Origin of the sequence: Nocardia sp. CA-151230, from assembly GCF_050942175.1 — a bacterium.
GTDB lineage: Bacteria > Actinomycetota > Actinomycetes > Mycobacteriales > Mycobacteriaceae > Nocardia.
In genome coordinates this window covers 5,037,938-5,061,640 of the sequence record NZ_CP192061.1, presented here as the reverse complement: position 1 = coordinate 5,061,640, position 23,703 = coordinate 5,037,938, and the positions used below count along the sequence as shown (strand labels likewise).

General features: G+C 68.3%; 27 protein-coding genes. 19 read left to right on the top strand and 8 right to left on the bottom strand.

Annotated features, from left to right (window positions below):
* Positions 1-65: 65 nt before the first annotated feature.
* The 6 genes from ACQP1O_RS24040 to ACQP1O_RS24015 all read left to right on the top strand — a co-directional run bounded on the left by ACQP1O_RS24040 (position 66) and on the right by ACQP1O_RS24015 (position 5,978).
* Entirely contained in the window at positions 66-1,427 is a 1,362-nt protein-coding gene (locus tag ACQP1O_RS24040) for an MFS transporter (protein WP_433560736.1), read from the top strand.
* Complete coding sequence (locus ACQP1O_RS24035) at positions 1,420-2,022, top strand: RBBP9/YdeN family alpha/beta hydrolase (RefSeq protein ID WP_433560735.1); 603 nt, start codon at positions 1,420-1,422, stop codon at positions 2,020-2,022. Before ACQP1O_RS24040 ends, ACQP1O_RS24035 begins: the two co-directional genes overlap by 8 nt.
* The gene (locus ACQP1O_RS24030; protein WP_433560734.1) at positions 2,019-2,789 is read left to right on the top strand and encodes a CoA transferase subunit A; all 771 of its coding nucleotides are present in this window, start codon (positions 2,019-2,021) and stop codon (positions 2,787-2,789) included. Before ACQP1O_RS24035 ends, ACQP1O_RS24030 begins: the two co-directional genes overlap by 4 nt.
* Positions 2,786-3,442: a CoA transferase subunit B gene (locus tag ACQP1O_RS24025; protein WP_433560733.1), complete on the top strand. Its 657-nt coding sequence runs from the start codon at positions 2,786-2,788 to the stop codon at positions 3,440-3,442. Before ACQP1O_RS24030 ends, ACQP1O_RS24025 begins: the two co-directional genes overlap by 4 nt.
* A 71-nt stretch (positions 3,443-3,513) precedes the next feature.
* The gene (locus ACQP1O_RS24020) at positions 3,514-5,121 is read left to right on the top strand and encodes a long-chain-fatty-acid--CoA ligase (protein WP_433560732.1); all 1,608 of its coding nucleotides are present in this window, start codon (positions 3,514-3,516) and stop codon (positions 5,119-5,121) included.
* Positions 5,122-5,213: 92 nt separating this feature from the next.
* Complete coding sequence (locus tag ACQP1O_RS24015) at positions 5,214-5,978, top strand: hypothetical protein (protein ID WP_433560731.1); 765 nt, start codon at positions 5,214-5,216, stop codon at positions 5,976-5,978.
* 10 nt (positions 5,979-5,988) lie between these two features.
* Here the strand turns inward: ACQP1O_RS24015 and ACQP1O_RS24010 are convergent, their stop codons facing one another.
* Positions 5,989-6,354, bottom strand: coding sequence for a hypothetical protein (locus ACQP1O_RS24010; RefSeq protein WP_433560730.1), 366 nt, complete (start codon positions 6,352-6,354; stop codon positions 5,989-5,991).
* A gap of 350 nt (positions 6,355-6,704) precedes the next feature.
* Between ACQP1O_RS24010 and ACQP1O_RS24005 the strand changes: the two genes are divergently transcribed.
* Entirely contained in the window at positions 6,705-7,856 is a 1,152-nt protein-coding gene (locus ACQP1O_RS24005; RefSeq protein ID WP_433560729.1) for a hypothetical protein, read from the top strand.
* A 163-nt stretch (positions 7,857-8,019) separates the two neighbouring features.
* Here the strand turns inward: ACQP1O_RS24005 and ACQP1O_RS24000 are convergent, their stop codons facing one another.
* A complete protein-coding gene (locus tag ACQP1O_RS24000) occupies positions 8,020-8,202 on the bottom strand; it encodes a hypothetical protein (RefSeq protein WP_433560728.1) in 183 nt (60 codons plus the stop codon).
* 142 nt (positions 8,203-8,344) lie between these two features.
* On the opposite strand from ACQP1O_RS24000, the gene ACQP1O_RS23995 reads away from it, so the two are divergent.
* On the top strand, positions 8,345-8,665 hold the full coding sequence (locus ACQP1O_RS23995; RefSeq protein WP_433560727.1) for a hypothetical protein: 321 nt from the start codon (positions 8,345-8,347) through the stop codon (positions 8,663-8,665).
* 102 nt (positions 8,666-8,767) lie between these two features.
* Positions 8,768-9,571, top strand: coding sequence for an SAM-dependent methyltransferase (locus ACQP1O_RS23990; protein WP_433560726.1), 804 nt, complete (start codon positions 8,768-8,770; stop codon positions 9,569-9,571).
* Between the two features lie 61 nt (positions 9,572-9,632).
* Here ACQP1O_RS23990 and ACQP1O_RS23985 read toward each other — a convergent pair whose 3' ends face one another.
* Entirely contained in the window at positions 9,633-10,241 is a 609-nt protein-coding gene (locus ACQP1O_RS23985; RefSeq protein WP_433560725.1) for a GNAT family N-acetyltransferase, read from the bottom strand.
* A 4-nt stretch (positions 10,242-10,245) separates the two neighbouring features.
* The gene (locus tag ACQP1O_RS23980; RefSeq protein WP_433560724.1) at positions 10,246-11,202 is read right to left on the bottom strand and encodes an MBL fold metallo-hydrolase; all 957 of its coding nucleotides are present in this window, start codon (positions 11,200-11,202) and stop codon (positions 10,246-10,248) included.
* Positions 11,203-11,249: 47 nt separating this feature from the next.
* On the opposite strand from ACQP1O_RS23980, the gene ACQP1O_RS23975 reads away from it, so the two are divergent.
* Together ACQP1O_RS23975 and ACQP1O_RS23970 are read left to right on the top strand one after the other, a co-directional pair.
* Positions 11,250-11,672: a MerR family transcriptional regulator gene (locus tag ACQP1O_RS23975; RefSeq protein WP_433560723.1), complete on the top strand. Its 423-nt coding sequence runs from the start codon at positions 11,250-11,252 to the stop codon at positions 11,670-11,672.
* A gap of 107 nt (positions 11,673-11,779) precedes the next feature.
* The gene (locus ACQP1O_RS23970) at positions 11,780-12,394 is read left to right on the top strand and encodes a DUF4232 domain-containing protein (RefSeq protein ID WP_433560722.1); all 615 of its coding nucleotides are present in this window, start codon (positions 11,780-11,782) and stop codon (positions 12,392-12,394) included.
* Positions 12,395-12,404: 10 nt separating this feature from the next.
* Here the strand turns inward: ACQP1O_RS23970 and ACQP1O_RS23965 are convergent, their stop codons facing one another.
* The gene (locus ACQP1O_RS23965) at positions 12,405-13,733 is read right to left on the bottom strand and encodes a cytochrome P450 (protein ID WP_433560721.1); all 1,329 of its coding nucleotides are present in this window, start codon (positions 13,731-13,733) and stop codon (positions 12,405-12,407) included.
* A gap of 137 nt (positions 13,734-13,870) precedes the next feature.
* Between ACQP1O_RS23965 and ACQP1O_RS23960 the strand changes: the two genes are divergently transcribed.
* Complete coding sequence (locus ACQP1O_RS23960; RefSeq protein WP_433560720.1) at positions 13,871-15,019, top strand: epoxide hydrolase family protein; 1,149 nt, start codon at positions 13,871-13,873, stop codon at positions 15,017-15,019.
* A gap of 56 nt (positions 15,020-15,075) precedes the next feature.
* Positions 15,076-15,729 (top strand): maltokinase N-terminal cap-like domain-containing protein, encoded by a 654-nt coding sequence (locus ACQP1O_RS23955; protein WP_433560719.1) that lies wholly within the window; start codon positions 15,076-15,078, stop codon positions 15,727-15,729.
* Between the two features lie 51 nt (positions 15,730-15,780).
* Here ACQP1O_RS23955 and ACQP1O_RS23950 read toward each other — a convergent pair whose 3' ends face one another.
* Complete coding sequence (locus ACQP1O_RS23950; RefSeq protein WP_433560718.1) at positions 15,781-17,058, bottom strand: GH25 family lysozyme; 1,278 nt, start codon at positions 17,056-17,058, stop codon at positions 15,781-15,783.
* Between the two features lie 211 nt (positions 17,059-17,269).
* Here ACQP1O_RS23950 and ACQP1O_RS23945 point away from each other — a divergent pair, with 211 nt between their 5' ends.
* From ACQP1O_RS23945 to ACQP1O_RS23925, 5 genes are all read left to right on the top strand, one after another.
* Positions 17,270-18,439: a helix-turn-helix transcriptional regulator gene (locus ACQP1O_RS23945; RefSeq protein ID WP_433560717.1), complete on the top strand. Its 1,170-nt coding sequence runs from the start codon at positions 17,270-17,272 to the stop codon at positions 18,437-18,439.
* Between the two features lie 20 nt (positions 18,440-18,459).
* Complete coding sequence (locus tag ACQP1O_RS23940) at positions 18,460-19,026, top strand: DUF308 domain-containing protein (RefSeq protein WP_433560716.1); 567 nt, start codon at positions 18,460-18,462, stop codon at positions 19,024-19,026.
* A 339-nt stretch (positions 19,027-19,365) separates the two neighbouring features.
* On the top strand, positions 19,366-20,025 hold the full coding sequence (narJ, locus tag ACQP1O_RS23935) for a nitrate reductase molybdenum cofactor assembly chaperone (protein WP_433560715.1): 660 nt from the start codon (positions 19,366-19,368) through the stop codon (positions 20,023-20,025).
* A 73-nt stretch (positions 20,026-20,098) separates the two neighbouring features.
* Complete coding sequence (locus ACQP1O_RS23930; RefSeq protein WP_433560714.1) at positions 20,099-20,245, top strand: respiratory nitrate reductase subunit gamma; 147 nt, start codon at positions 20,099-20,101, stop codon at positions 20,243-20,245.
* A gap of 214 nt (positions 20,246-20,459) precedes the next feature.
* A complete protein-coding gene (locus tag ACQP1O_RS23925) occupies positions 20,460-21,344 on the top strand; it encodes an NAD(P)-dependent oxidoreductase (protein ID WP_433560713.1) in 885 nt (294 codons plus the stop codon).
* Between the two features lie 377 nt (positions 21,345-21,721).
* Here ACQP1O_RS23925 and ACQP1O_RS23920 read toward each other — a convergent pair whose 3' ends face one another.
* Entirely contained in the window at positions 21,722-22,210 is a 489-nt protein-coding gene (locus ACQP1O_RS23920; RefSeq protein ID WP_433567768.1) for a recombinase family protein, read from the bottom strand.
* 18 nt (positions 22,211-22,228) lie between these two features.
* Between ACQP1O_RS23920 and ACQP1O_RS23915 the strand changes: the two genes are divergently transcribed.
* Positions 22,229-22,879: a TetR/AcrR family transcriptional regulator gene (locus ACQP1O_RS23915; RefSeq protein WP_433560712.1), complete on the top strand. Its 651-nt coding sequence runs from the start codon at positions 22,229-22,231 to the stop codon at positions 22,877-22,879.
* Between the two features lie 284 nt (positions 22,880-23,163).
* On the opposite strand, the gene ACQP1O_RS23910 is transcribed toward ACQP1O_RS23915, so the two are convergent.
* Positions 23,164-23,691: a cupin domain-containing protein gene (locus ACQP1O_RS23910; protein ID WP_433560711.1), complete on the bottom strand. Its 528-nt coding sequence runs from the start codon at positions 23,689-23,691 to the stop codon at positions 23,164-23,166.
* Positions 23,692-23,703: the final 12 nt, after the last annotated feature.

Here is a 23,703-nt window from a genome sequence, read left to right as displayed (position 1 = left end):
CCCCGGTCCCCTCTCTAGCTCCGGTGTGCACCACCGTCTCGCACACCGGATACGTAGGAGCACCAATGGAGTTGCACACTACCGCCGCCGGGGCGGACGGCCATCCGGCCGCCGCCCCGGCCACGGCGGTCGCACGGACCCGCCGGGCGTATCGGTGGCTCATCTTCGCGCTGGCATTCGGTCTGCTGCTGGCCGACTACATGTCGCGCCAAGTCCTCAGCGCGGTCTTTCCGTTCCTGAAAACCGCATGGGGACTGTCGGATTCGCGGCTGGCCTCGCTCAGCAGCGTGGTCGCGCTGATGGTCGGTCTGCTGACCTTGCCGCTCTCGCTACTGGCCGACCGTTGGGGCCGGGTGCGCAGCCTGGTCCTGATGGCGGTGCTGTGGAGCGCGGCCACCCTGCTGTGCGCGGTGGCCGCCGACTACCCGCAGATGCTCGGCGCACGCTTCCTCGTCGGCGTCGGTGAGGCCGCCTACGGCAGCGTCGGAATCGCCGTGGTACTCAGCGTGTTCGCGCCCCGCATGCATGCCGCGCTGAGCGGGGCCTTCATGGCGGGCGGATCGTTCGGCTCGGTGCTGGGCGTGGCGTTCGGCGGGGTGATCGCCGTGCACTTCGGATGGCGCTGGTCGTTCGCCCTCATGGCGGTCTTCGGGCTGGTCTTGGCGGCGCTGTTCCGGGCCGCCGTCAGCGAGGAGAAGCTCGCCCGGTACGCCGCCCACCCGGATTCCGGCCCGGAAAGTGCAGCGGGCCTGCGGGTTCCGGTCTCGACACTGTTCACCAATCCGGCGGTCCTGTGCGCGTACGCGGGCAGCGCCCTGCAGATCTTCACCGCGGCGGTGCTGCTGTCGTGGATGCCGAGCTTCTTCGGCCGCTACTACGACCTGGCCCCGGACCGGGCCGGCGTGGTCGCCTCGGTCTTCGTGCTGCTCGTCGGCGCCGGAATGGTGGGCTGCGGGATGGTCACCGACCGGGTCAGCCGCATCGACATGTCCCGCAAATGGACCACGGCCATCGTGTTCTGCGCGATCGCCCTGGCCTGCCTCGCAATCGGTTTCGCCGTCGGCCACGGTCCGCTGCAGCTGCTGCTGATCGGAGTCGGGGCGTTCTTCTCCGGCGGATCGTCGGGACCGGCCGCGGCCATGGTCGCCAACCTCACCCACCCCTCCGTCCAGGCTTCGGCCTTCGGCACCCTCACCCTCGCCAACAGTCTGCTCGGCCTGGCACTGGGCCCGTTCGTCGTCGGCGTCCTCGCCGACCACCTCGGATTGGCGAACGCGCTGCGGCTCGCGCCGCTGACCTATCTGCTCGCCATTGCCGCACTCGTGCTGGGCAAGCGGGCCTATCCCGCCGGGCTGCGCGAGCTCGCCGCGCTCGACTCCGGCGTATCGCATCGACCTTCGAAAGGACTTGCCGCACCTCATGAGTGAGACCACCACACCGACCGTTGTGATCGTGCCCGGACTGCGCGACCACGTCCCCGACCACTGGCAGACCCGGCTCGCCGACCAGCTGGACCGGGTCCGCACGGTGCCGCCGCTGGAGCGGGACAAGCTCTCCTGCGCCGCCCGCGTCGCCGCCCTCGACGCGGTGCTCACCGAGATCGACGGGCCCGTCGTGCTCGTCGCCCACAGCGCCGGTGTCATGATCACCGTGCGCTGGGCGCAGCAGTCCACCCGGCCCGTGCAGGGTGCGCTGCTGGCCACACCCCCGGATTTCGAGACCCCGCTACCGGACGGGTACCCCTCACGCGAGGAACTGGACGCCAACGGGTGGACGCCGATTCCCTGGCGGCGCTTGCCGTTTCCCAGCATCGTCGCGGCCTCCACCACCGACCCGCTGGCCGCCTACCGGCGTGTCTCCGGGATGGCGGAGGCATGGGGGAGTCGTCTGGTCGATCTCGGCGATGTCGGCCACCTCAATCCCGCCTCGGGATACGGGGATTGGCCGCGCGCGGCCGAGCTGCTGCGAGAACTCGTCGAGGACACGACGCCGGCGGCGGCCGCACCGGAGGCGACCCGATGACGAAGGTCGCCGCATCGGCCGCGGCCGCCGTCGCCGACATCACCTCGGGCTCCTCGCTCGCGGTGGGTGGATTCGGCCTGTGCGGTATCCCCGACGCGCTCATCGACGCGCTCGCCGCCCGCGAGGTCACCGATCTCGAGGTGATATCCAACAATTGCGGGACCGACGCGCACGGCCTCGGAATTCTGCTGGCGGACAAGCGTATCCGCCGCATCACCGCCTCCTATGTGGGCGAGAACAGCGAGTTCGCCCGCCAGTATCTGGCCGGCGAACTGGAGGTCGAGCTGACTCCGCAGGGCACCCTCGCGGAGAAGCTGCGGGCCGGCGGCGCGGGCATTCCGGCGTTCTTCACGCCGGCGGGTGTCGGCAGCCCGGTCGCCGATGGCGGGCTGCCGTGGCGGTATGCCGCGGACGGATCGGTCGCGGTGGCCTCGCCCGCCAAGGAAGTACGCACCTTCGGCGGCGGCTGGGGTGAGCGGCGCTACGTGCTCGAAGACGCGCTCACCGCCGACTTCGCGCTGGTGCACGCCCGCATCGGCGACACCGAGGGAAACCTGGTGTTCGAGAAGTCGGCCCGCAACTTCAACCCGCTGGCCGCCATGGCCGGACGCTGCTGCATCGCGCAGGTCGAGTATCTGGTTCCCGCGGGCGATCTCGATCCGGCGCGCATCCACCTGCCCGGCGTCTTCGTCGATCGCGTGGTGCACACCGGACCGCAGCTCAAACACATCGAGAAACGAACCGTCGCCCAGGAGCAGTCGACATGACCACGGCCACCACGAATCTGGGCTGGTCCCGCACCGAAATGGCCGCCCGCGCCGCACGCGAACTCCGTCCGGGCGAGTATGTCAATCTCGGCATCGGACTGCCGACCCTGATTCCGAACCATCTGCCCGCCGGCGTCCGCGTCACCCTGCACTCCGAGAACGGAATCCTCGGCACCGGTCCCTACCCGGAGGCGGACGAGGTCGACGCCGATCTGATCAACGCGGGCAAGGAGACCGTCACGACGCTGGCGGGAGCGTCGTTCTTCGACTCGGCCACCAGCTTCGGCATGATCCGCGGCGGGCACATCGACACCGCCGTCCTCGGCGGGATGCAGGTCTCGGCCGCCGGCGATCTGGCGAACTGGATGGTCCCCGGCCACATGGTCAAAGGTATGGGCGGGGCAATGGATCTGGTGCACGGCGCCGGTCGCGTCCTGGTGCTGATGGAGCACACCGACAAGACCGGAGCGCCGAAGATCGTGTCCCGCTGCACGCTTCCGCTGACCGGCGAACGGGTTGTGCACCGCATCATCACCAACCTCGCCGTCATCGATGTCACTCCGGCCGGGCTGATGCTGCGCGAATGCGCCCCCGGCATCACCGCGGCGCAAGTACGGGCCGTCACCGCCGCACCGCTGGCCGTCCCGTCCTGACCGGCCGACTCCTGGTTGTGTCGAAACACTCGGCACCGCAGTTTGTTTCGTCGATCCTGTGAAGGAAATCCATGCTCAATCTCGCCGTGCTGCTCGAGGACACCGCCCGGCGTTGTCCCGGCAGCGACGCCGTCGTTCTCGGCGACCAACGCCTCACCTACGCCGAACTCGACGCCCGCGCGAATCAGGTCGCGGATCTGCTCGTCGCGCGCGGCATCGGGCCCGGAGACAAGGTCGCCCTCTCCTGCCCGAATGTGCCGGAATTCCCGATCGTCTACTACGGGATTCTGAAGGCCGGCGCGGTCGTCGTACCGCTCAACATCCTGCTGCGCTCCCGCGAAATCGCGTATCACCTCGACGATTCCGAGGCCGACCTGTACTTCTGCTTCGAAGGCACGAGCGAGCTGCCGATGGGGGAGTACGGGCGCGAAGGGTTCCGGCGGGTGGCGCGCTGCCGCCACCTCATCATGATCACCGACGATCCGGCGCGATCGTCGCCGAATCCGGAAATCGAGACCCTCGCCCAGGCGGTCGGACAGCGCCCGGAGCGATTCAGCACCGTGGCTCGGCGCTCCGACGACACCGCGGTCATCCTCTACACCAGCGGAACCACCGGCCGGCCCAAGGGCGCCGAGCTCACCCACTCGAACATGCTGCTCAACGCCCTGACCGCGAACCGGTTGTTCGACAACACCTCTGCGCGTCACGACACACACCTGGTGGCACTGCCGCTGTTCCATTCCTTCGGCCAGACCCTCAGCATGAACGCACCGCTCTCGGTCGGGGCCACGCTCGTGCTCATGCCGCGGTTCGACGCCCCCACGGCGCTGCGGCTGATGGAGGAGGAGCAGATCACCTTCTTCGCCGGCGTGCCGACGATGTACTGGGGACTGCTCAACGCCGTCGACGAGGGCGCCGACACCGGCCGCATCGCGCGCACGCTGCGCAAGGCGGTCTCCGGTGGCGCGGCACTTCCGGTCGACATGCTCTCGCGATTCACCCAGCGCTTCGGTGTGCAGATCCTCGAAGGCTACGGGCTGTCGGAGACCTCGCCACTGGCACTGTTCGCCGATCCGGACCGCGACCCGCGCCCCGGATCGATCGGAGTTCCCGTGTGGGGCATCGAAGCCCGCCTCATCGACGCCGACTGGAACGACATCACCGGCACCGGCGAGATCGGGGAAATCGCGGTGCGCGGCCACAACGTGATGAAGGGCTACCACAATCGGGCCGAGGCGACCGCGGAAGTCATGCAGGACGGCTGGTTCCGCACCGGCGACCTGGCCCGGCGAGACTCGGACGGCTTCTACTACATCGTCGACCGGGCCAAGGACATGATCGTGCGTGGCGGGTTCAACGTCTACCCGCGCGAAATCGAAGAGGTGCTGCTCACCCATCCGACGGTCTCGCTGGTCGCGGTCGTCGGTGTCCCCGACGAGCACTACGGCGAGGAGATCAAAGCCTGCATCGTGCGGCGAATCGGCACGGCGACAACCGAAACCGAGCTGATCGACTGGTCCCGTGAGCAATTGGCCGCGTACAAGTACCCGCGAATCGTCGAGTTCACCGACACCTTGCCGATGACCGCCAGCGGCAAGATCCTCAAGCGCGAACTCGTCGCTGCCCATACCGCACCAGGGACAACGGCTCTCGCGAAGGAAAAAGCCTCCGGCGTCTGACCGCCGGATGCGGGGGCCGCCATAGACCCCCGCCCACCACGGGCGAGGACCGCAGTGCCGCGCCCGATTCCATCAATGATGATGAGGTACCCATGAACATGAGGAAATCCGCGGTGGTCGCGGCGCTCGCTGCGACGGCAGTGGTCATTCCCGCCGCAACGGCCTACGCGGAACCGACCGCAGGCGGCGAATCCGCGCCGGTGGCATACGAAGTCACCCGGCAGGGCGACTCCGCCGTCATCACCGTCAGCGACGGCACGCTGCGCCGTCTCGACGAGCAACTGGTGCTCTTCGACCGCCACGACCGACCCGTCGCCGCGCTCCCGTTGACCTACCGCATCGACGACACCGCCTACCCTGTCACCGCCCGGCTCGACGGCTCGACCGCGACCCTCACACCGTCGAAGGCCAACCCGCAGCAGATCACTCGGGTAGACGCCCGCGACGTCGTGACCGTCGACCAAGCGGCAACCCAAGTGGCCGAATCCTTTACGCCACGTGACGCTCAAGCCCTGGGTGCATTCGCGCAACGCGTCGCGATCGGTGCGGCCGTCAGCGCCGTGCTCGGTGCCGTCCTCGGCGCCGGTGTCGGCTGTCTGGTCGGCGGTGCCGCGGGCGCCGTCATCTCCAGCCCGGTCATCGCCTTGCTGGTGCCTTTCGTCGGCGCCACCGTCGCCGGATGCGTGCTCGGCATGGCAACCCTCGGCGCGGTCGGTTCCATGGCCGGCATCGTCCTCGCAGGCGGCCCCGTCACCCTCTTCTCCGCCATCCAGTACTTCTCCACCATCCTCACCCCCTGCCCACCCGAGCTCCCGTACTGCAAGGATCCGGCCCAGCCTGCGCCACAGGCGAAGTAGCCGACGCTGCCTATCCGTTCGCGCCGGAACTGCGGGCATCCAGTTCGGCGCGGGCGGTGGCGAACCACGCCTGGGTGCCGACCAGGCCGGCTTCGATGTCCTTCCGGGCGCCCTTGAAGCCGTACAGATCGCCGGCGAATCGGGTCAGCACAGACCCCTCGTGCTCGTCGAGTTCCTCGAGCAGGTCGCCTTCCTGTAGCAGGTAGGCGACGCCGGCAACCTCGCCGCTGGACCACACGGATCGGTAGTCGTCCCACCCGTTCTGCCTGACCGCAAGTGCCCGTTCGACCAGGTCTGCTCGCAGCGCATCTCGTTCGGCGTCGGTCGGCTGCCGAGTCTTGAGATGGTCCCAGTTGATCCGTTCTGCGTCGGACACGTCGGATCCCGTCCTTCCGGGTCGGTTATGGGCGGTCGGTACTGCGCAAATGTATGCCGCAGTCGTGAGCTTGTCGCCGCTCCGGTCACGAGTCGCCACATCTCGTGAGAAATGGTACGGGCGTACATGCGTGCCCAGTTTTCGAGGGGTTTCGTTGTACTTTCGTAGCGTGTCGTGCAACCAAACGTAAACGAAACGGAATCAAGCGTTTTCAGAGGGAGTGGCGGTCCTGACCTCCGATAACGTTCACTTATCGGGGGTCAGACTGCCTCGGTTCGATTTGAGGTGCTTCAGGTTTCGTTTCGTGTTGTTCCGTTGGAATTGACGAAACCAACGCTACGATTTGCGTCGTGTCGAGCATCTGCAACTACCCCGGCTGCACCAAACCGATTACGCGTGGCGGAGGGCCGGGGCGTCCGTCGGAATACTGTGATCACCCGGAGCACACCCGCTGGCGGGCCTGGCGAGAGCGGCAGCGGCAGCAGCAGGCCGACGGCGAGGCACCCCCGGCGAATGTCACTGTGACGCAACGGGGGCCGGTGACGGTGGCTCGGATGCGGGCCGATGAGCTGCTCGGACAGTTCCGTGCGATCGCCGAACAGCTTGGGACGACACTCGATACCGCCGTGGCAGAGTTGTCCACCCTCGCCGATCCCGCCGTCGCGGAAGCCCAGATCCAGGCTGTGCAGGCCGATGCGGCACGGCGGATCGCGGAGGCGGAGATGGCTACCGTGGCGGCCGAGCAGGCGCGGCGGGAGGCCGAAGAGGCCCGGGCGGCAGCCGAATCGGCGGCCGAGGATGCGGCGCTGGCCGCGGAGGAGGCCGAGGGCCGGATCGCGGAGGCACTCACCGCGCGCGACGACGCGCTGAAGGAAGTCGAGCACGTCACGAAGCGGGCGGCCGACGATGTCTTCGCGGCGCGGGCGGAGGCCGAGGCCGAGATCCGCACCATCCGGCGGGAATCCGCCGAGGACACCGAGCGGGCGCGCCAGCAGGCCGGCGAGGACATCGAGCTGGCCCGCTCGAAGGCGGCCGCCGAGGTCGAGCAGGTGCGCCGGGACGCCACACAGCGGATCACCGCCGCGGGCGCGGAACGCGATCTCGCGGTGCAGCGTGCCGCCGATGCCGAGCGCGCCATCGAACGGGCCGAAGCCGCTGTGGCCGAACGCAATCAGGTGGTCGCCGAGACCCGGGACGAACTGAAGGGGGCTCGCGCCGAGCTCGATCGGTCACGGACGGAACTCACCGAGGTGCGCCGGCAGGCCGCCGCCGATCTGGCTGCGGTGCGCACGGATTCGGCGGCCGCGGTCGAGAAGACGCGGCAGGAGGCCGCCGAACGGCTTGCCGCCCTGGACGATGCCCGCACCCAGACCCTGGCCCGCGCCGAACGTGCCGAAAAACAGCTCGATGCCCTGCTCGCACAGCGCGATCCGGCCTCGGTGGTGAATCCCGGAGCGCAGGGTCTGCACTCAATCGATAAATCGCAGGTACCTGATCGATAAGTGGCCCACAGAAATAGGGGCACCGAGCACGATGGCGTCCGGTTGCCGGAGCCCTTAGTGTCGAGCGGGGGTGTAAATCCCCCTGGATTCAAGGTGGCCGGTTCGGTTCCGGATCGGCGAAAGATGCTCGTGCAGCGGATGAGTCGGGGCTGGGGCTGCACCCTCAGGAGGAATCGATGTCCGCTCTGGCGGAATGGCGTGGTCGGTCGCGCCCGCAAACGGCCACGCGTATCGCTGTGCTGATGATGGCACCGGTGGTCGCGCTGGTGGCGGGTTGCTCGAGCGACTCGGGGAAAACGACCGCGACCGCGACGACGGTCAAGCCGTCGGCCAGTGTGACGAGCACGGTGGCGGTCTCGACTACTTCCGGTGCGCCCGTGGCGAGTCCGGGTGCGGGCCGGCCGGTCGGGGGAAGTCCCGTGGCGGGCTCGCCTGGCGGTGCGGCGCCACAGCAGCAGCCCCCGGGCGAGTCACCCGATACCCCGCCCGTGTCCGACTCGGCCCCCGGCAGAGCCCCCGCACCGGACGGTGACGTCAAGTGCACCGACAAGATCAACTATGTCGGTGACCCGCGCAGCAATGCCGAGATCAACCGTCTCGGTGAGATACTCGGCCATTGCCCCGATCCGATTTCGGCGTCCGTAATCCCGACGCCGACCACCACGGTCGCCCCGACCACCACCACCACGGATCCGGGAACCGCCGCGCCGGTCACGACCACAACGACCGCGCCCCAAACGACCGCTCCCGCACCGACAACCACCGCCGCGGCACCCACGACCACGGCCGCCGCGGGCGCTACGCAATAGACACGATCGGTCCTTCGGAGCGACCGGCGGTGGTTGCGTATGTGGCGCGGGAATTTCCTGGTGGATGTCGGTATCGTCGGTGAGGAAAGAGGGGTGTGACACTTGAACATCAACGCCATGCGAGCGCGGCAGTCCCGGCCGAGCGTGGCACGCGTGTACAGCTACGTACTCGGCGGGCGCGACAACTACGGCGTCGACAAAGATGTCGGTGACTACTTCATCGAGGACCTACCCGGATCCGAGCGGTTGGCCATCACCAATCGGGACGCTGTGCTGCGGGCCGTGAAGGCCATGGCGGCGGCCGGAATTCGCCAGATCATCGATATGGGTTGCGGCCTGCCCGCCAGCGTCAATGTCCACCAGGTGGTGCGGCAGGTGTATCCGGACGCCCGCGTCGTGTATGTGGACGACGATCCGATCGTGGCTTCCCACGGGCGGGCCCTGCTCGCCGTGGATGACGGAATCGTGGTGCTGGAAGCGGATATTCGTGATCCGGACGGCATTCGCAAGCATGCCGACGTGGAGCGTGTGATCAACTTCGACGAGCCTGTGGGCATCCTGTTCGGGATCACCCTGAGCTTCGTCAACGACGAAGAGGACCCGGCCGGCGTGGTTCGGTACTGGTCGGATCGCTTCCCTTCCGGTAGCCGGATCTATATCTCGCACTTCCGTTCCGGCGCCACCCGCGAGGCCGTGGCGACGGCGAACAAGATCGTGGAGGCGTTCGGTCGCGGTCGTTTCCGCACCGAACCGGAGATCGAGTTCCTGTTCGGTGAACTCACGCTGGAGGAGGACGGCCTGCGTCCATGTGCCCAGTGGCGTCCCGATCCATCGGAGTCCGACGGCGACGATCCGGAGCTGACAGTCTGGGAACAGCTGGTGGTCGGAGGCATGGCCCGCAAGTAGCCCTGTCACGCACATGCGGTGTTACCGGCCGAATCCCGGTCGGCAACACCGCATTTGCGTGTCAGCGCGGAGTGCGCCACATCGGCCACAGCGGTGGACCGCCGCGGGTTGCGTCGAGGGTGCCGGTGACGTCGAAGCCGAAGCGTTCGTAGTACGGAACGTTCTGGGGTTTGCTGGATTCCAGGTAGGCGGGGATGCCCTCGGCGTCACACTGCTCGAGGCGGGACCGCATCAGCGCCTGGCCGTAACCCTGACCGCGGACGCCGGGCAGCGCGCCGATGACGGCGAGGTACCAGTGCGGTTCGCGAGGATGGGCAACCGCCATGCGGTCGGCGAGCCTGGCGGCCATGAGCAGGCGGTGCCGGAAGGCGTAGGCGAGGCCCGGCAGCTGGGGCGGCATCGCGGTGTCGGCGACGTGCCAGTGGCCGGGTGGCGCCCAGAGTGCCGCGCCGACTACGGAATTCGCGTCATTGCAGGCCACCTCGACACCGCCCAGGGGAACGAAGTGGTGGCGGGCCTGGGCGGCGAAGAGGCCGGCGGCGCGGCGGGCCCGGGTGGCGTCGTCCCGGATCAGCCATGTGATGAGCGGATCGTCGGAGAACGCGATGCCGAGCACGCGCGCCAATTCGGGAATATCGGACATTTGCGCCGGGCGCACGGTGATCCCCATGCGTTCACGGTAGCTGTTCGGCGGCCTCCGCACCGGGTGCTACGAGCTGCTGTGCCGCATCGTGATCATGGGTGGGGATAACCGGCATGAGCCGTTGCGCGAGGTGCAGCCGGTGCAGGGTCTTGAAGGTCAGGTCGCGATTCTCGTCGACGAAAATGCCTGGGAAGCCGGACTTCTGGCGCACCTTCTCGATCTGCAACGCATGCCATGCGGCATCGCCCGCCAGCAGGATCCACCCGCGCACGGTGTGCGCGAGCAGGCCGACGCTGCCGGGCGTGTGGCCCGCGAGATCCACCAGGACCACGCTGCCGTCGCCGAACAGGTCACGGCTGCGGGTGAAGGTGAGCACCGGCGGGCCGTCGAGGTCGTACTCGACCGTGGGGCGGTCCACCAGTGCATCGCGCACACCGCCGACCGGCGCGATCGGCCCGGTCATTATCCAGTCCTTCTCCGTGCTGTGAAGATGAACCGGCAGCCCCGGGAAGTCGAGGAGTCCGCAGACGTGGTCCCAGTGCGCGTGCGTGGGCAGGGCGAAATCGAGCGCGGGCAGGGTGGGCTCGGACTGCAGGGCGGTGATGGTCGGGATCGTCTCGACGGGCGGACGCACGACGGGACGAATGGCCGCGGGCAGCTGCGCGATGGCGCGGTGCTCCGCATCGATGCAATAGCTCGGATCGACGATGAAGGTGGCGTCGGGATGCTGGACAACGAAGGAGGTCAGCGAGCTGGCGATGCGTCGCGGTGTGAACACCCCCTCCACGACCGCCGCGGTCGGCGCCGAGCGCGGAAACTGCGGCAGCGGCGTGACCGTGACGGTGCGCTGGGTCGCCGGCAGCCGGGCGTCGGTGATGGACCGCAGGAACCGCTCGTCGATGGGTCGCGGCCGGACCGCGCCGTGAATGGAACTCACTGCCGCGGTGCAACATTGGATGAGGGTGGACTTGCGCACTGGATCGGACATGCTGGAACGTTAATACTTAAGGTCGACATGAAGTAAAGGGGTAGATCGTGGCCACAGCCCAGGACATGAGAATCGGTGACGCCGCCGCCGCGCTCGGTGTGGAGACGCACGTGCTGCGGCACTGGGAGTCGGTCGGCCTGCTCGCGCCGCCGCGCAGCCCGTCGGGTCACCGCAGCTACAACGAGCACATCCTCGACTACGCCCGCATGATCCAGACGCTGCAGCGAACCGGACTGTCACTGGACCAGATCCGGCAACTCGGAGTGAGCGGGTGCGACGGCCGGCGGGACATGATCGGGGACCGCCGTGCCGAGGTGCGCGAGCGCATCGAACTGCTGGAGGCGACGGACCGGTTCCTCGAGCACCTGCTCGAGTGCACCCACCCGATCATCAGCGAATGCCCCGGGTGCTCGGGGTTCGTGGCGCGGGCGCACGCACGGCGAGCCGTGGAGTTCCCGGACCGCCCCTAGGCTGGGTAGACGGGGCGAGCGCTCACGCTCGCGCGGCGTAGAACCGGATGCACGGGGTGGGGACGCCGGGCCGCCCTCCACTATTCCCGGATGGGAGGAGTTGGGAAATGAGCTATCGCACAGGGATTCTCGCCGCACTGGGGGTCCTCACACTCGGCCTGACCGCCTGCTCGTCGAGTACGCCCACCGCCTCGCCACCGGCGACATTGCCGGGTGTCACGGGCGGGGCCACGGTCGCGGGCGGGAGCACCGCGGCTCCCGCCACCCCGCCCAGTTCCCAGGAAGCAAAGACCACGGCCCCGGCGCGGCAGGCGGCCTGCGCCGCAGGCCAGGTCGACGTGACCGCCGACGTCATGTCCCCGGCCACCGGGCACCGCGGCGTGAAGCTCACTTTCAGCCTCGCCGCGGGCGCTGTCCCCTGCACGCTGACCGGCTATCCGGGCGTCGACACCGGCGCGGGCGGCCCACTGGTGCACGCCGATCGGACCCCGCGCGGATACATGGGCGGTCTGCCGCAGGGCAGCGACGAACCGCCCACCGTGACACTGGAATCCGGTCGTCCGGGCACCGCGGTCGTCGAGGGCATCGCCGTCGACTCCTCCGGCAATCACTGTCCGCTGTACACGAATCTTCAGGTCACGCCGCCGAATTCGACCGATACCCGCACTGTCACAGTGACGATCGACAGCTGTGCCCTGCACGTGCACCCGGTCACCGGGTAACGCCCGGTAGCTACACCCGAACCGTGTTGTCGGTGGTGACCACCACGCGCGCGCCGTGTGCCGGAACGTGGGTGATGTTGCGCATGCGCGACGGTTCGCTGCCCGCCCCGTCGGGCAGTGAAAGCTGGTAGCGGGTCAGGATTTCCCGTAGCACCGCCGTGCCCTCCATGAGCGAGAACCCCGCGCCGATGCAGCGCCGCACTCCGCCGCCGAACGGCAGCCAGGTATTGGCGGCGACCGAGCCGTCCAGGAATCGTTCGGGCCGGAAGGCCAGGGCGTCGGGGAAGGCTTCTGTGCGACGATGCGCCAGCAGGATGGAGGTCGCGACCACGGTTCCCTTCGGCAGTTCGTATCCACCGAGTGTCATGTCGCGGGTGAGTCGCCGTCCGGTCCCGCCGATGACGGTGTGCAGACGCATGGCCTCCTTCAGCACCGCCTCGAGGTACTTCTCGTCCCCGTCGTGCGCCGCCCGGCGCGCCAGGTCCTGAACATCAGGGTTGGCGGCCAGCTCGTGGCAGGCCCAGGACAGCGCGGACGCGGTGGTCTCGTGCCCGGCCAGCAGCAGTGTCACCAGCTGGTCGCGCAGTTCCTCGTCGGACAGCGGTGCGTCGGTGGAGTTCTCGCCGGAGCCGACCGCCAGTAGCCGCGACAGCACATCGGTGCGCGCCTCGAGGTCCGGATGTGCGCGCCGTTCCGCGATCTCGCTGTAGAGCAGCTCGTCGATGGCGTTCTGGTTGTCGCGGAAGCGCTTCCACGGCCCGCGCCGCTCCAGGAACGGATACTTCCAGCCGAAGAAGATGATCGGGTCGATATTGACGATCCGGCGCAGCCGCGGCGCCAGCTGGGCGCGGCGGCGTTCGTCGGTCATACCGAACACCACCTGCATGATGACATCGAGTGTCAGATCGTTCATCGCGTCGAGGGTGAGCACCGTCGACCCCGGCACCCACCGGTCGACATGTGTCGCGGCGATGGTGTCGACCAGCCCGCGGTATCCGCGCAGCGACGAGCCGACGAACGCAGGCATGAGCAGCCGCCGTGCCCGCGCGTGCTCGTCCTCATCGGTGAGCAGCAGCGAATGTTCGCCCATGATGTGCACCAGCAGCCGATTGCCCTCGCCGGCATGCAGATCCGCGGGGTCGGCGGCGAAGATCTCGCGGATGTGCTCCGGTCGTGAGAACACCACCAGGTTCTCGGCATAGGGCGCGACCAGATGGAGCGTGAAAACGTCGCCGTAGCGGCGCGCGGACCGGCGCAGCAGGGTCCCGCGCCACTTGCCGTAGAGGGCGGTCTGCACCGCGCGTGGCAGTGGCGGTCCCGGTGGAAAAGCGGTGCCCACGATGCCTGATCCCTTCACCCGGCCGCCTCTCTGCGGCTGAAATGCTTGTCCAACAGCGTAGAACGCGGGCGAACCCGAGGGGAATCCGCTGACGGTATAGGACAGCGCCTGACCTAGTTGATTCCTACCGTGGACGCATGACGATTTTCCAGCCCTTCCGAATCGACATCCCGGCCACCGACATCGAGGACCTGCGGACCCGCCTGGCCCGCACCCGCTGGCCCGCGGAACTACCCGGGGTGGGCTGGACCTACGGCATTCCGACCGCCTACGTGCGGGAGCTGTGCGAGTACTGGGGGAGCGGCTACGACTGGCGCGTCCACGAGGCCGAGCGCAATCGTCACCCCCAGTTCCTGACCGAAATCGATGGTCAGCACATGCATTTCGTGCACGTCCGCTCGCCCGAGCCGCACGCGCTGCCGCTGGTGCTGGTGCACGGCTGGCCCTTCGAGGACTTCACCGCCATGATCGGCCCGCTCACCGATCCGCGCGCGCACGGCGGCGATCCCGCTGACGCCTTCCACGTGGTCATCCCGACCCTGCCGGGCTTCGGCTTCTCCGGACCCACCCACCGGCCGGGGGACGCCTCGACCGAGCGCAGCGCGGAACTGATCACGAAGCTCATGACCGCGCTGGGTTACGGGCGATACGGGGCCCACGGTGGTGACGCCGGGTCCTTCATCGCGCCGCAGATGGGCAGGATCGCGCCGCAGCACCTGGCCGGTATCCACCTCAACGACCCGATCACGGTCCCGGCCGGAGACATCGACCCGGCCGACCTCAGCGCCCGGGACCAGGAGAAGCTGGCCCGGTACCAGGACTGGAACCAGTCGGAGACATCCGGTTACGCGGGCATGCACTCCACCCGCCCGCAGACCCTCGCCCCGGCGATGGCCGATTCGCCGGCCGGGATGCTGGCGTGGGTCCTGGATGTGGTCAACACCTATACGGATCCGGCGAAGCCGACACCCGATGCGGCGATCGACCGCGACCTGCTCCTCACCGATCTGTCGATGCTGTGGTTCACCGATACCGCCGGCTCCTCCATGCGGCTCTACAAGGAATCCCGGCAATGGGGTGCCGCACCGGCCGGTTCCGGCGTCCCCACCGGTGTCGCGGTCTTCCCGGGCGGCAGCAGTATTCGCGGTGTCGCCGAGCGCCGCAACACGATCGTGCACTGGTCGGAGTTCGATCGCGGCGGCCACTTCGCCTCGATGGAAGCCCCCGATCTGCTGACCACCGATCTGCGTGACTTCTTCCGAAAGTTGCGCGGTCGCAACGAATAACGCACCGCCGCAAGAAGTTCCGCCGCGATCCCGCCCATCTCTGGCAGGATGACCCCATGGCCGAGATCCACAGGACGACCATGGCGCCCACCAAGCTGGAGCTGCTGGCTCGGTGGCTGCCCACCCGGCACTGGTACTCCGGCGCCCGGTCACCGGTCCTGTCCAAGTCCGGTGGCTTCCGTCTCGACGATCCGGCCGGCGAGGTCGGCATCGAGCTCATGGTCGTCACCGACGCCTCGGGCGCGGAGCCGGTGGCGTATCTGATTCCCATGACCTACCGCGGTGCGCGGGCCGAGGACCTCGACCACGCGCTGATCGGCACATCCGAACACGGTGTGCTGGGCCTGCGCTGGCTCTACGACGCCGCGCACGACCCGGTCTTCATCGAGCAGGCCGCTCTGCTGCTGACCGGCAAGGCCACCGCCCAGGACCAGAGCACGAGCGACACCCCCGACCTGACCGTGCACGTCGTCCCCGGTGACATTCTCTGGCCCGCGCCCGGATTCCGTCCGACGGTCATCGACACCGATACCCACACCGACATCGCCTTCGATTCCGACCGCTCGACCAACGCGGGCGCGGAGCTGATCCGCGTCCACCGCCGCCTCACCACCGGACCGGGGCTCGAGCGCGACCGCAGCCACGTCGATGCGCTGTGGTCGGCCGCGGACGGCACCTCGTCGCGCGGCGTGTTCCTCAGCGCTCCGTAGACGCGGGCCGGCCGGTGCCGCACGTATGTCATCGGCGAACCCGGCCGTGGCTCAGTGGTGTTCGAGATCGTCCTTGATCTCGCTGAGGGCGTCGACCGGAGTGAGGTTCTGGCCCAGGGAATTCTGCCCGAGCTGGGGCCAGCCCTTGCCGTCCTGTCCGAGCAGCTGGGTCCAGATGTCGCGCAGCATGCGGCGGTCGTCGTCGGTGAAGCTCATGTCGTCTCCTGTGAGTAGGGTCCGGAATTGGTCGGGGCTGCCGCGGAAGGCATCCACGTCCAGGGAGCGACCGGCTACCGAGCCGCTGTCGCTGAATTGGAACACCGCGACCTCGGCCCCGCCGTAGGGCTGCCAGCCGATGTCGTCGTCGCCCGGGTAGATGACCGAGGCGTAGCCGGAGCGGCCGTCGCCGTAGTTCGAGGTCATCAGCGGCGGAATTCCGCTGAGGTCGGGTGAGCCCATATTGCCTTCCCAGTACCAGTGCGGCAGGTACGAGAGTGCGACGTGCACACCATGATTCTCGATAGCGGTGCGCACCGCCTCGAACATGCCGATGTCGCCGGAGTTCAGCTCGTGGTCGAGCATGGCCGGGATCCCGTGATCACCGAGGTGATCGACGAACAGCGCGGCCTGGGCGTCGGCGTCGCAGTCGCCGCGCACGTAGTGGTAGCCGACGAGGATCTTGCCGGCCGCCAGGGTGGCGTCGCGGAACGCGGGCCAGGACGCGTCGGTGTAGTAGTCGCCCTCGCTGACCTTGGCGATGACGAACTCGAATCCCTCGGCGAAGACCTCCGCGAGGTCGAGCCCGTCCTGATAATGAGAGATGTCGACGCCGAAAATCGTTGCGCTGGAAGTCATATCGGGTCCGTTCTGGTCGGGCGCGGGCGGCTCGGCGGCGTCGGTCAGCATGGTGAGCGGGTCCAGGCGGTCCGGGCCCGGCGGCACCCACGAGTACCGGTGCCACTCGAAGTGCAGGTGCGGGGCGACGCCGCCATTGGTGCCGGAATCGGGATTGACGTGGGCGATACGGTGTCCGGCCTCGACCCGGCTGCCCAGCTCGACCTCGCGGACGATGTGCCCGTAGACCGTGGTGCCTCCGCCGTCCGCCGCCGGATGGTCGACGACCAGCCAGCCCGCCGGATCCGGTCCGCCGAAACCCGTTGCGGCACTGGCGTACACGACCGTCCCGCCTTGCGACGCGTACACCGGCTCGCCCCCGCTGCCGCCGTCCTTGCCGAAGTCCACACCCCAGTGGAAGCCGTCGTCGCGCGGCCCGAATCCCGAGGTGACCACCCGCCCGGCGGCCATGGGCCAATACCTGGTGAAAGCCATGGGTCTTCTCCCCCTTGCGATACAGCCGATCCGGTGCCCGGCCGTTTGCTGTGACCCGAGTAAAGCGGGATCGCCCGTCCGATTCCTCACCCGAACAGATGAATTTTCCCTGTGATAACTCGCTGCGCTCGGCCGATAAACTGGTATCACCTCCGACCGGGGCTCGGCGGCCGGGACGTGATCGTTCTCGATGGGGGGCGGGACAATGGACATGGGGGAGACGGGCCTCTCGCTCGCTCGCTTCTCCGAGCTGATCGCGGAGATCAACCGTGCAACAGGGCAGCCCGACGCGTGGACACGCGCACTGCGAGCCATCACCGACAGCCTCGGCGGCCACCACGGCTGCCTCGTCACGGCACAGGGCGGGCGGCGGTACATGATCGCGAGCACCATCGAGGGGCTGCGTGATAGCTACAACGAGCGCTACGGGCGCATCGATCCGTTCGCGGCCGTGCTCGAATCCGCGCTCACCGCAACGGTGCTCACCGGTAGCGAGCTGATACCACCGGATGGCGGGCGCCGGCATCCGTTCTGCACCGGCTGGGCCGCGCCACACGAGCTCGGGGACGGCGTGTTCGCGCGGCTGGCGACGCCGGGCTCCTGGATCGCCGTCTATCCGCGCGCGCACCGCAACCTGGACCGAGCCCTGGCCGAACGGGTGCTGAGGTTGTTCCTGCCGCACCTGGACCACGCCCTCGGCATCGCCGCGCGACTGACCGATGCCGTCATCGACCGGGATCTCGCCCTCAGCGTGCTCGACCGCCACCGGCACGGCCTGGCCCTGGTATCCGATTGCGGCCGGGTCGATTACGCCAATCCCGCGGCGCTGGCGATATTGCGGGCCGGCGACGGTCTGCGCCTGGGCGCCCTGGCGCGCCTGGAATCGAAGGACCCCGCGGTGTCGAGTCGGCTGCGTCGCCTGCTCGGGGCGTCCGCGCAGACCGGCCCGTCGAATGCCGCGGCCCGCCTGCTCATTCCACGTGACGGCGACCGGCTGCCGCTGACCGTGTCGATCCTGCCGCTCTGCCCGGGTTCGCAGGAGTCACCGCGCCGCCCGGCACTGATGGTGATCGTCGATCCCGAACGTGAGGAACCGGGCGGCCGCGAAACCCTGCGCGAGCTCTACGGGCTGACCCGGGCCGAATCGCAAGTCGCCTTCGAGGTTCTGCGCGGCAGCGGGCTGGCGTCGGTTGCCGAGGAGCTCTATATCTCGGTCAATACCGCACGCACCCATCTGCGCCAGGTGTTCGCCAAGACCGGCACCTGCCGGCAGGCCGAGCTCGTCCGCCTGCTGTCGTGCGTGCTCTCGGGTGCCGGGCAATTCGCCGACGGGCGACGCGCCGGTGCCGGTGAGAACGCAGACGTCCAGTTACCTGGGTAGATCGGTCATATCATTTATGCATGCCCACCAATCGGATCGAGGGGCGAACTGATGTATTCGCCGACTGGGCTTGGCAGTCGCTGGTCGTGACCGGCGGCTGCTCGGTGGTGCTGGGGGTGGTGATGGCGGTATGGCCGGACAAATCCCAGACGGTGGCGGGGATTCTGTACGGGCTCACGCTGATGGCGTCGTCGGCGGTGCAGTTCGTCGTCGCCTTCGGGGCGCGGATCGCCACCGCGCTGAAGGTGCTCGAGGTCGTGAGCGCGATCGTCGCGCTGGTGCTGGCCGCCTGGGCGTTCACCAGTGGTGAGTGGGTTGCGTTGCTGTCCTTGTGGATTGGGATGGCCTGGGTGGTGCGGGGCATCGTGCAAGCTATTGTGGGCGTGTGGTCGGAGCAGTTCGCGGGGGCGGGCCGGCTGGAGGTGGTCGGACTGTTGACGCTGGCCGCCGGTGTGGTGGTCGGGGTGGTCCGGTTCGAGTCGCTGACATCGCTGTCGATCGTGGTGGGCCTGTTGACCGTCGCCCTGGGTGTCTCGGAAATCCTGCTCGGCGTCCGGGTGGAACGCGAGGTCGTCGGATCCGCCTGACAATTCACGTGCTCGAGTACCGGATCGCTCTCGCGTTCCTGACCAGTCTGGAATTCTTCAATTGCCAAAATTTGCCAGTGGGTTCGGATTGTTCGTGTGCTCGGATCGGAATCGATCGCGCGACGGATGCCGTCGAGACACGGTGAGAGGCAGGGCTGGATGGCGCGAAACAACGGCAGCGGTGTGGTGGCGTTTACCGAGGCGCTGATCCGTTCCCGGCGGTTCTTCTCCCGCGCCGACGGGGTGGTGCCGGTCGCTGGCTCCGGTCGACCTGCTCGACGGGGACCGTCGCGGCACGCCCGACGGGATGGTGCCGAAACAGCCGGGGAGGCATCGCAAATGAGGCGCAGGACCGCACGACCCGAGCCCGGTGACGCCCAGCGGACCGCAGCCTGGCAGGTGCAGTCGCTGCTGCTCGGCTATCCCGATGAGACGCTGCTCGACTCGCTGCCCATCCTGGCCCGGGCCGTTTCGACGCTGCCCGAGGCAGTGGGTGCGCCTTTGCATCCGGTGCTGTCCTACCTCGACACCACGCAACCGCTCACCGCGGCAACCGAATACGTCGACACCTTCGATCACCGCAAGCGCTCGAGCCCGCATCTGACGTGGTTCCTCTACGGCGACACCCGCGAACGCGACGTGGCGCGGCTGCGATTCGAGCAGGTCTACCGCAGCGCTGGTCTTGTGCTCGGCGACGACGAGCTGTCCGACCACCCGGCGGTGGTGCTCGAATTCGCCTCGGCGCATCCGGTTCCCGGGCAGCGGCTGCTCGAGGAGCACCGGGCGGGCATCGAGGTCATGCGCCTGGCGCTGCGGGAGGCCGGCTCGCCCTGGACGGGCGTGCTGGATTCGGTCTGCGCGACCCTGCCCGCTCTGCAGGGCACCGAGCGCGAAGCCATCGCCGCGCTCGTCGCCGCCGGGCCGCCGGATGAGGACGTCGGTCCGGAGCCGTTCGCACCGCCCACCTACCCGCCGAATTTCATCGGAGATCGACGATGACGCTCGGTGCCGAGGACTATCTGCTCTGGGTCGCCGTCCCGAATGCCGCGATGCGATCTGAATCGTCGGGCTGATGCCCGAGCCAATGGTCGACGCGCCCACGGGTTTCCAGCTGCACGTCCTGTCCGCCCGCGTCCTGTTCGCGTGCTGTCCGTTCAGCCGCCCGGTGCACGTCTTCTGCGCCCCGGTCGGCCACCCGACCCGCCCGAATGTGGTCTAGCGCAGCCGCGACGTGCGGACCTCCGGCGATTCGCAGCCGAAGCGTGGCTGGGGGCCGGTCGGCCACCAGCTTCTTCAGGTATCGGCCGCGGTCTCGAACCATATGGCCGCCGTGCTGCCATGGTCCAGCACTGTCACGCAGAGCTGATGGCGGTCGAAACCCCAACGGGACAACCGCGTCGCGGGACGCATGCCGGCTCGGTAGGGTTCGGCGCGTGGCGAGGATTGCGTTTCTGGGTGTGGGCCGGATGGGTGCGGGTATGGCGGCGCGGATGATGGGCGCCGGGCACGAGGTGTCGGTGTTCAATCGGACGCCGGAGAAAGCGGCCGGACTGGTCACAGCGGGAGCGACGCTCGCTGCGACACCGCGCGAGGCTGCACAGGGGGCCGAGGCCATTTTCGCCATGGTGGCCGACGACGACGCCTCGCGCGCGGCCTGGCTGGGTGCGGACGGTGCGCTGGCGGGGGAGTACGTGCCGGACGCGTTCGCGGTGGAGTTCTCCACCATCTCCCGGCCATGGGTGTCGGAACTTGCGAAACAAGCAGCGGCACACGGGCTTCGGTATCTCGACTCGCCGGTGACAGGGCTGCCGGACGCGGCGGCTGCGGGGCGGCTGACGCTGTTCGTCGGCGCGGACTCCGCGCATCTCGACGCGGCGCGTCCACTGCTGGCGCCGCTGTGCACCGACATCGTACACTTCGGTGCGGTGGGCGCGGGCACGAGTTACAAGCTCATCCAGAATTTGCTCGGTTCCATCCAGATCGCCGCCACCGCGGAGGCCCTGCGCACCGCCGAACTTGCTGGGCTCGACCTGGCGCTCGTCACGGACACCCTGTCCCGGGGCGGGGCGGCCAGCCCGACCGTCGTCCGCATGTGCAGGGAGATGACGGGCGGCGTCCACGATCGCGATATCGCCTTCACGGCCGCACTGCGCTTGAAGGACACCCGAATCGGCGTCGAACTGGCCGACGCGGTCGGCACGCCCGCGGCCCTCGGTCACACCGCCGAGCAGATCTTCCGGCGTCTGGTCGCAGACGGTCACGGCGACCTCTCCGAAACGAAGCTCATCGACCTGCTCCGCGGCCCGACCAGGGGATGACCGGTGGCGGACAACGTTACGCCTCGGCGCACCCGGGGTGCCGGTAGGAAACATGTCGTGAGCGACAATTCAGCGACCTCGCCGTGGCGGTGACGCTGCCGGGCGCACGCCACCTACCGCACCGAGATCATCGTCACAACCCGCGGGGGAGCGCACAACGCTCTTGACGAAATCCTCGGCAACACAACGGATCTGCCGATCACCGAGCACGCAACCGGGGGTCCCGGTCGTAATCGCGCGAAAACAACACATATGGCTGGACCAGCGGTGATGGCGGGAGTTGGTCGCGTAGGCGCTTTGGCGAAGGCCCGAGTCCGGTTTCCCGCGGGCTCCCCGCCGAGAATTCGCTACGCTGCTGGTGGGGGTTGGAGCGCGGATTATGCCCGGGGTATGGTCCCGCTGACGATGCGGTGGATGGTGGAGCGGCCCACGCTGTATTCCTCGGCGAGATCGGCCAGGCTCGCGTCGTCGTCGGGGTCGTGGTAGCGGCGGTGGATCGTTTTACGTGCTGCCAGAGGCAGTTTCGGCTGTTTGCCTTTGAGGCGTCCTTTGGCGCGGGCCTTGGCCATGCCCTCACGGGTGCGGAGGTTGAGGTTGGCTTCGAATTCGGCGACCATCGCGAGGGGCCGCAGGAACAGCTTGCCGAACGGGTCGTGCCAGTCGTAGATCGAACTGCCGAGTCCGAACAGGACCTCACGCTCGCGCAGGCCGGTCAGGATTTCGCCGGCGTCGGCCATGTTCCGCGCGAATCGGTCGAACTTCGTCGTCGTCAGCACCACCTGCCGGCCGCTGGCGGTCGCTGCCGCGGAGATGACCGCGGCGAGGGCGTTGTCGAGCCCGGCCCACGCTGCTCCACCGACGAACAGGACGTCGAGATCCAGAGGATGAGCGCGAAACGAGTGCCGCAGCGCACGGTCCGGGCCGTGCTGAACCGGGATTACATTGCGGCGGTTGCTCTGTCGGTGCTCGACGAGTCGGGTATCGATGGGTTCTCGATGCGGAAGCTGGCCGCCGCGCTCGGCGCCGACCCGATGGCCGCCTACCGCCACTTCGCCGACCAGCAGGACCTGTTCGACGCCGTGGCGACCCAGTTGTTCACCGAGATGGACCTGGAAACGCTGCCGTGGCCAGCCGAATGGCGCGAACTGATGCGCGCCTACGCCGACCGGCTGCGTTCGACCCTGCAACATCACCCGCACACGGTGTCGATCTTCGCCACCCGTCCGATCCGCGACCCGGCGGCGATCCAGGTCGGCGACAGGATGGTCACCCGGCTGGTGGAGGCCGGATTCACCCCGGCACTCGCCATGCACCTCACCCGCTGCCTGCGCGAGTACACGATCGGACACGTCCTGGGCTGGGCGGCGGCCGTCACCGGACGCAGCCGCAAACCCGAGCCCGACTCCCCCGGCTACAACCTGCTGGCCGCCGCCGCGGATGCTGCCGCCGACACCGACCACTTCGATGTCGGACTCACCGCGATGCTCGACGGCTTCAGCCGTCATCTCGGCCCGGAAAGTCCTCACGCTAGATAGCCGATTATCGACTGCCCCAAGGACGGGATGTTTGTGCGGCGTCGGGCATGGCCAGTTCGGAGTACCGGCCGCGAGCTGACCTGGAGCGGTTCTTCCGTCTTGGCGACAACGACCACCAGCTGAGCTGAGCGCCGTCACGACAGCTTCGTACGCGTAAGAGCTACACGACCGCGATTCGCGCCCTCGCCGAGGGAAGTCGGTAGGGTACTAGTTTGGTTGTCGCAGAGTGAATTTCGCGCCGCAGCCGACCGCAGAGGCGACTCCGACGGCGGAGTGCCCGCGGGTCAGGCTGGCAACCAGCGCCGTTCGTAACCGGTGCTGCGGGCCAGCAGAGCAAGCCCGCCAAGCACAATGCGCTGTAGCACCGGTGGGATGCCCGCGATGTAGCCATCCTGATAGTCCCACAGCAGCGCGAGCGCCAGAGGGTTTCGCGGCACCCCTGCCCGGGTGGTCTTGCCCGCCGCGTCCAGCGCCTGCCACAACCGGAACATCTGCCAGTGCTGCAGCGGCGGGCGGATCTCGTGATCGAGCACGGTGTCCTGCGTCTCGTTCCAGAACTCGTGCACCACACCCGGTGCAGCGTGTGCCGAATCACCTGGCTCTGCGAGCACATCGGTGCCGTCGATGCGGAACCTGATTCGCCCGTGCCGCACCGTCCAGGATTCGGCCAGCACCGGATGCCAGTGTCGCCCCGCCTCGCGGCCGGGAGTCGGCAGATGATGTTCGAGGCGCAGGTATTCGCCGCGACCGTCGACGCCCTGCTCGACGAGCGTCACCTGATGCCCATTGCGGAAGAGGAGCGTGGTTTCCATGGTTCAGATATA

Bases quoted from the DNA above. Each gene is read 5' to 3' on its own strand.
- ACQP1O_RS24040 (WP_433560736.1), top strand. From the start codon at position 66: ATGGAGTTGCACACTACCGCCGCCGGGGCGGACGGCCATCCGGCCGCC.
- ACQP1O_RS24035 (WP_433560735.1), top strand. From the start codon at position 1,420: ATGAGTGAGACCACCACACCGACCGTTGTGATCGTGCCCGGACTGCGC.
- ACQP1O_RS24030 (WP_433560734.1), top strand. From the start codon at position 2,019: ATGACGAAGGTCGCCGCATCGGCCGCGGCCGCCGTCGCCGACATCACC.
- ACQP1O_RS24025 (WP_433560733.1), top strand. From the start codon at position 2,786: ATGACCACGGCCACCACGAATCTGGGCTGGTCCCGCACCGAAATGGCC.
- ACQP1O_RS24020 (WP_433560732.1), top strand. From the start codon at position 3,514: ATGCTCAATCTCGCCGTGCTGCTCGAGGACACCGCCCGGCGTTGTCCC.
- ACQP1O_RS24015 (WP_433560731.1), top strand. From the start codon at position 5,214: ATGAACATGAGGAAATCCGCGGTGGTCGCGGCGCTCGCTGCGACGGCA.
- ACQP1O_RS23985 (WP_433560725.1), bottom strand. From the start codon at position 10,241: ATGGGGATCACCGTGCGCCCGGCGCAAATGTCCGATATTCCCGAATTG.
- ACQP1O_RS23980 (WP_433560724.1), bottom strand. From the start codon at position 11,202: ATGTCCGATCCAGTGCGCAAGTCCACCCTCATCCAATGTTGCACCGCG.
- ACQP1O_RS23970 (WP_433560722.1), top strand. From the start codon at position 11,780: ATGAGCTATCGCACAGGGATTCTCGCCGCACTGGGGGTCCTCACACTC.
- ACQP1O_RS23960 (WP_433560720.1), top strand. From the start codon at position 13,871: ATGACGATTTTCCAGCCCTTCCGAATCGACATCCCGGCCACCGACATC.
- ACQP1O_RS23955 (WP_433560719.1), top strand. From the start codon at position 15,076: ATGGCCGAGATCCACAGGACGACCATGGCGCCCACCAAGCTGGAGCTG.
- ACQP1O_RS23950 (WP_433560718.1), bottom strand. From the start codon at position 17,058: ATGGCTTTCACCAGGTATTGGCCCATGGCCGCCGGGCGGGTGGTCACC.
- ACQP1O_RS23945 (WP_433560717.1), top strand. From the start codon at position 17,270: ATGGGGGAGACGGGCCTCTCGCTCGCTCGCTTCTCCGAGCTGATCGCG.
- ACQP1O_RS23940 (WP_433560716.1), top strand. From the start codon at position 18,460: ATGCCCACCAATCGGATCGAGGGGCGAACTGATGTATTCGCCGACTGG.
- narJ (WP_433560715.1), top strand. From the start codon at position 19,366: ATGAGGCGCAGGACCGCACGACCCGAGCCCGGTGACGCCCAGCGGACC.
- ACQP1O_RS23930 (WP_433560714.1), top strand. From the start codon at position 20,099: ATGCCCGAGCCAATGGTCGACGCGCCCACGGGTTTCCAGCTGCACGTC.
- ACQP1O_RS23915 (WP_433560712.1), top strand. From the start codon at position 22,229: ATGAGCGCGAAACGAGTGCCGCAGCGCACGGTCCGGGCCGTGCTGAAC.
- ACQP1O_RS23910 (WP_433560711.1), bottom strand. From the start codon at position 23,691: ATGGAAACCACGCTCCTCTTCCGCAATGGGCATCAGGTGACGCTCGTC.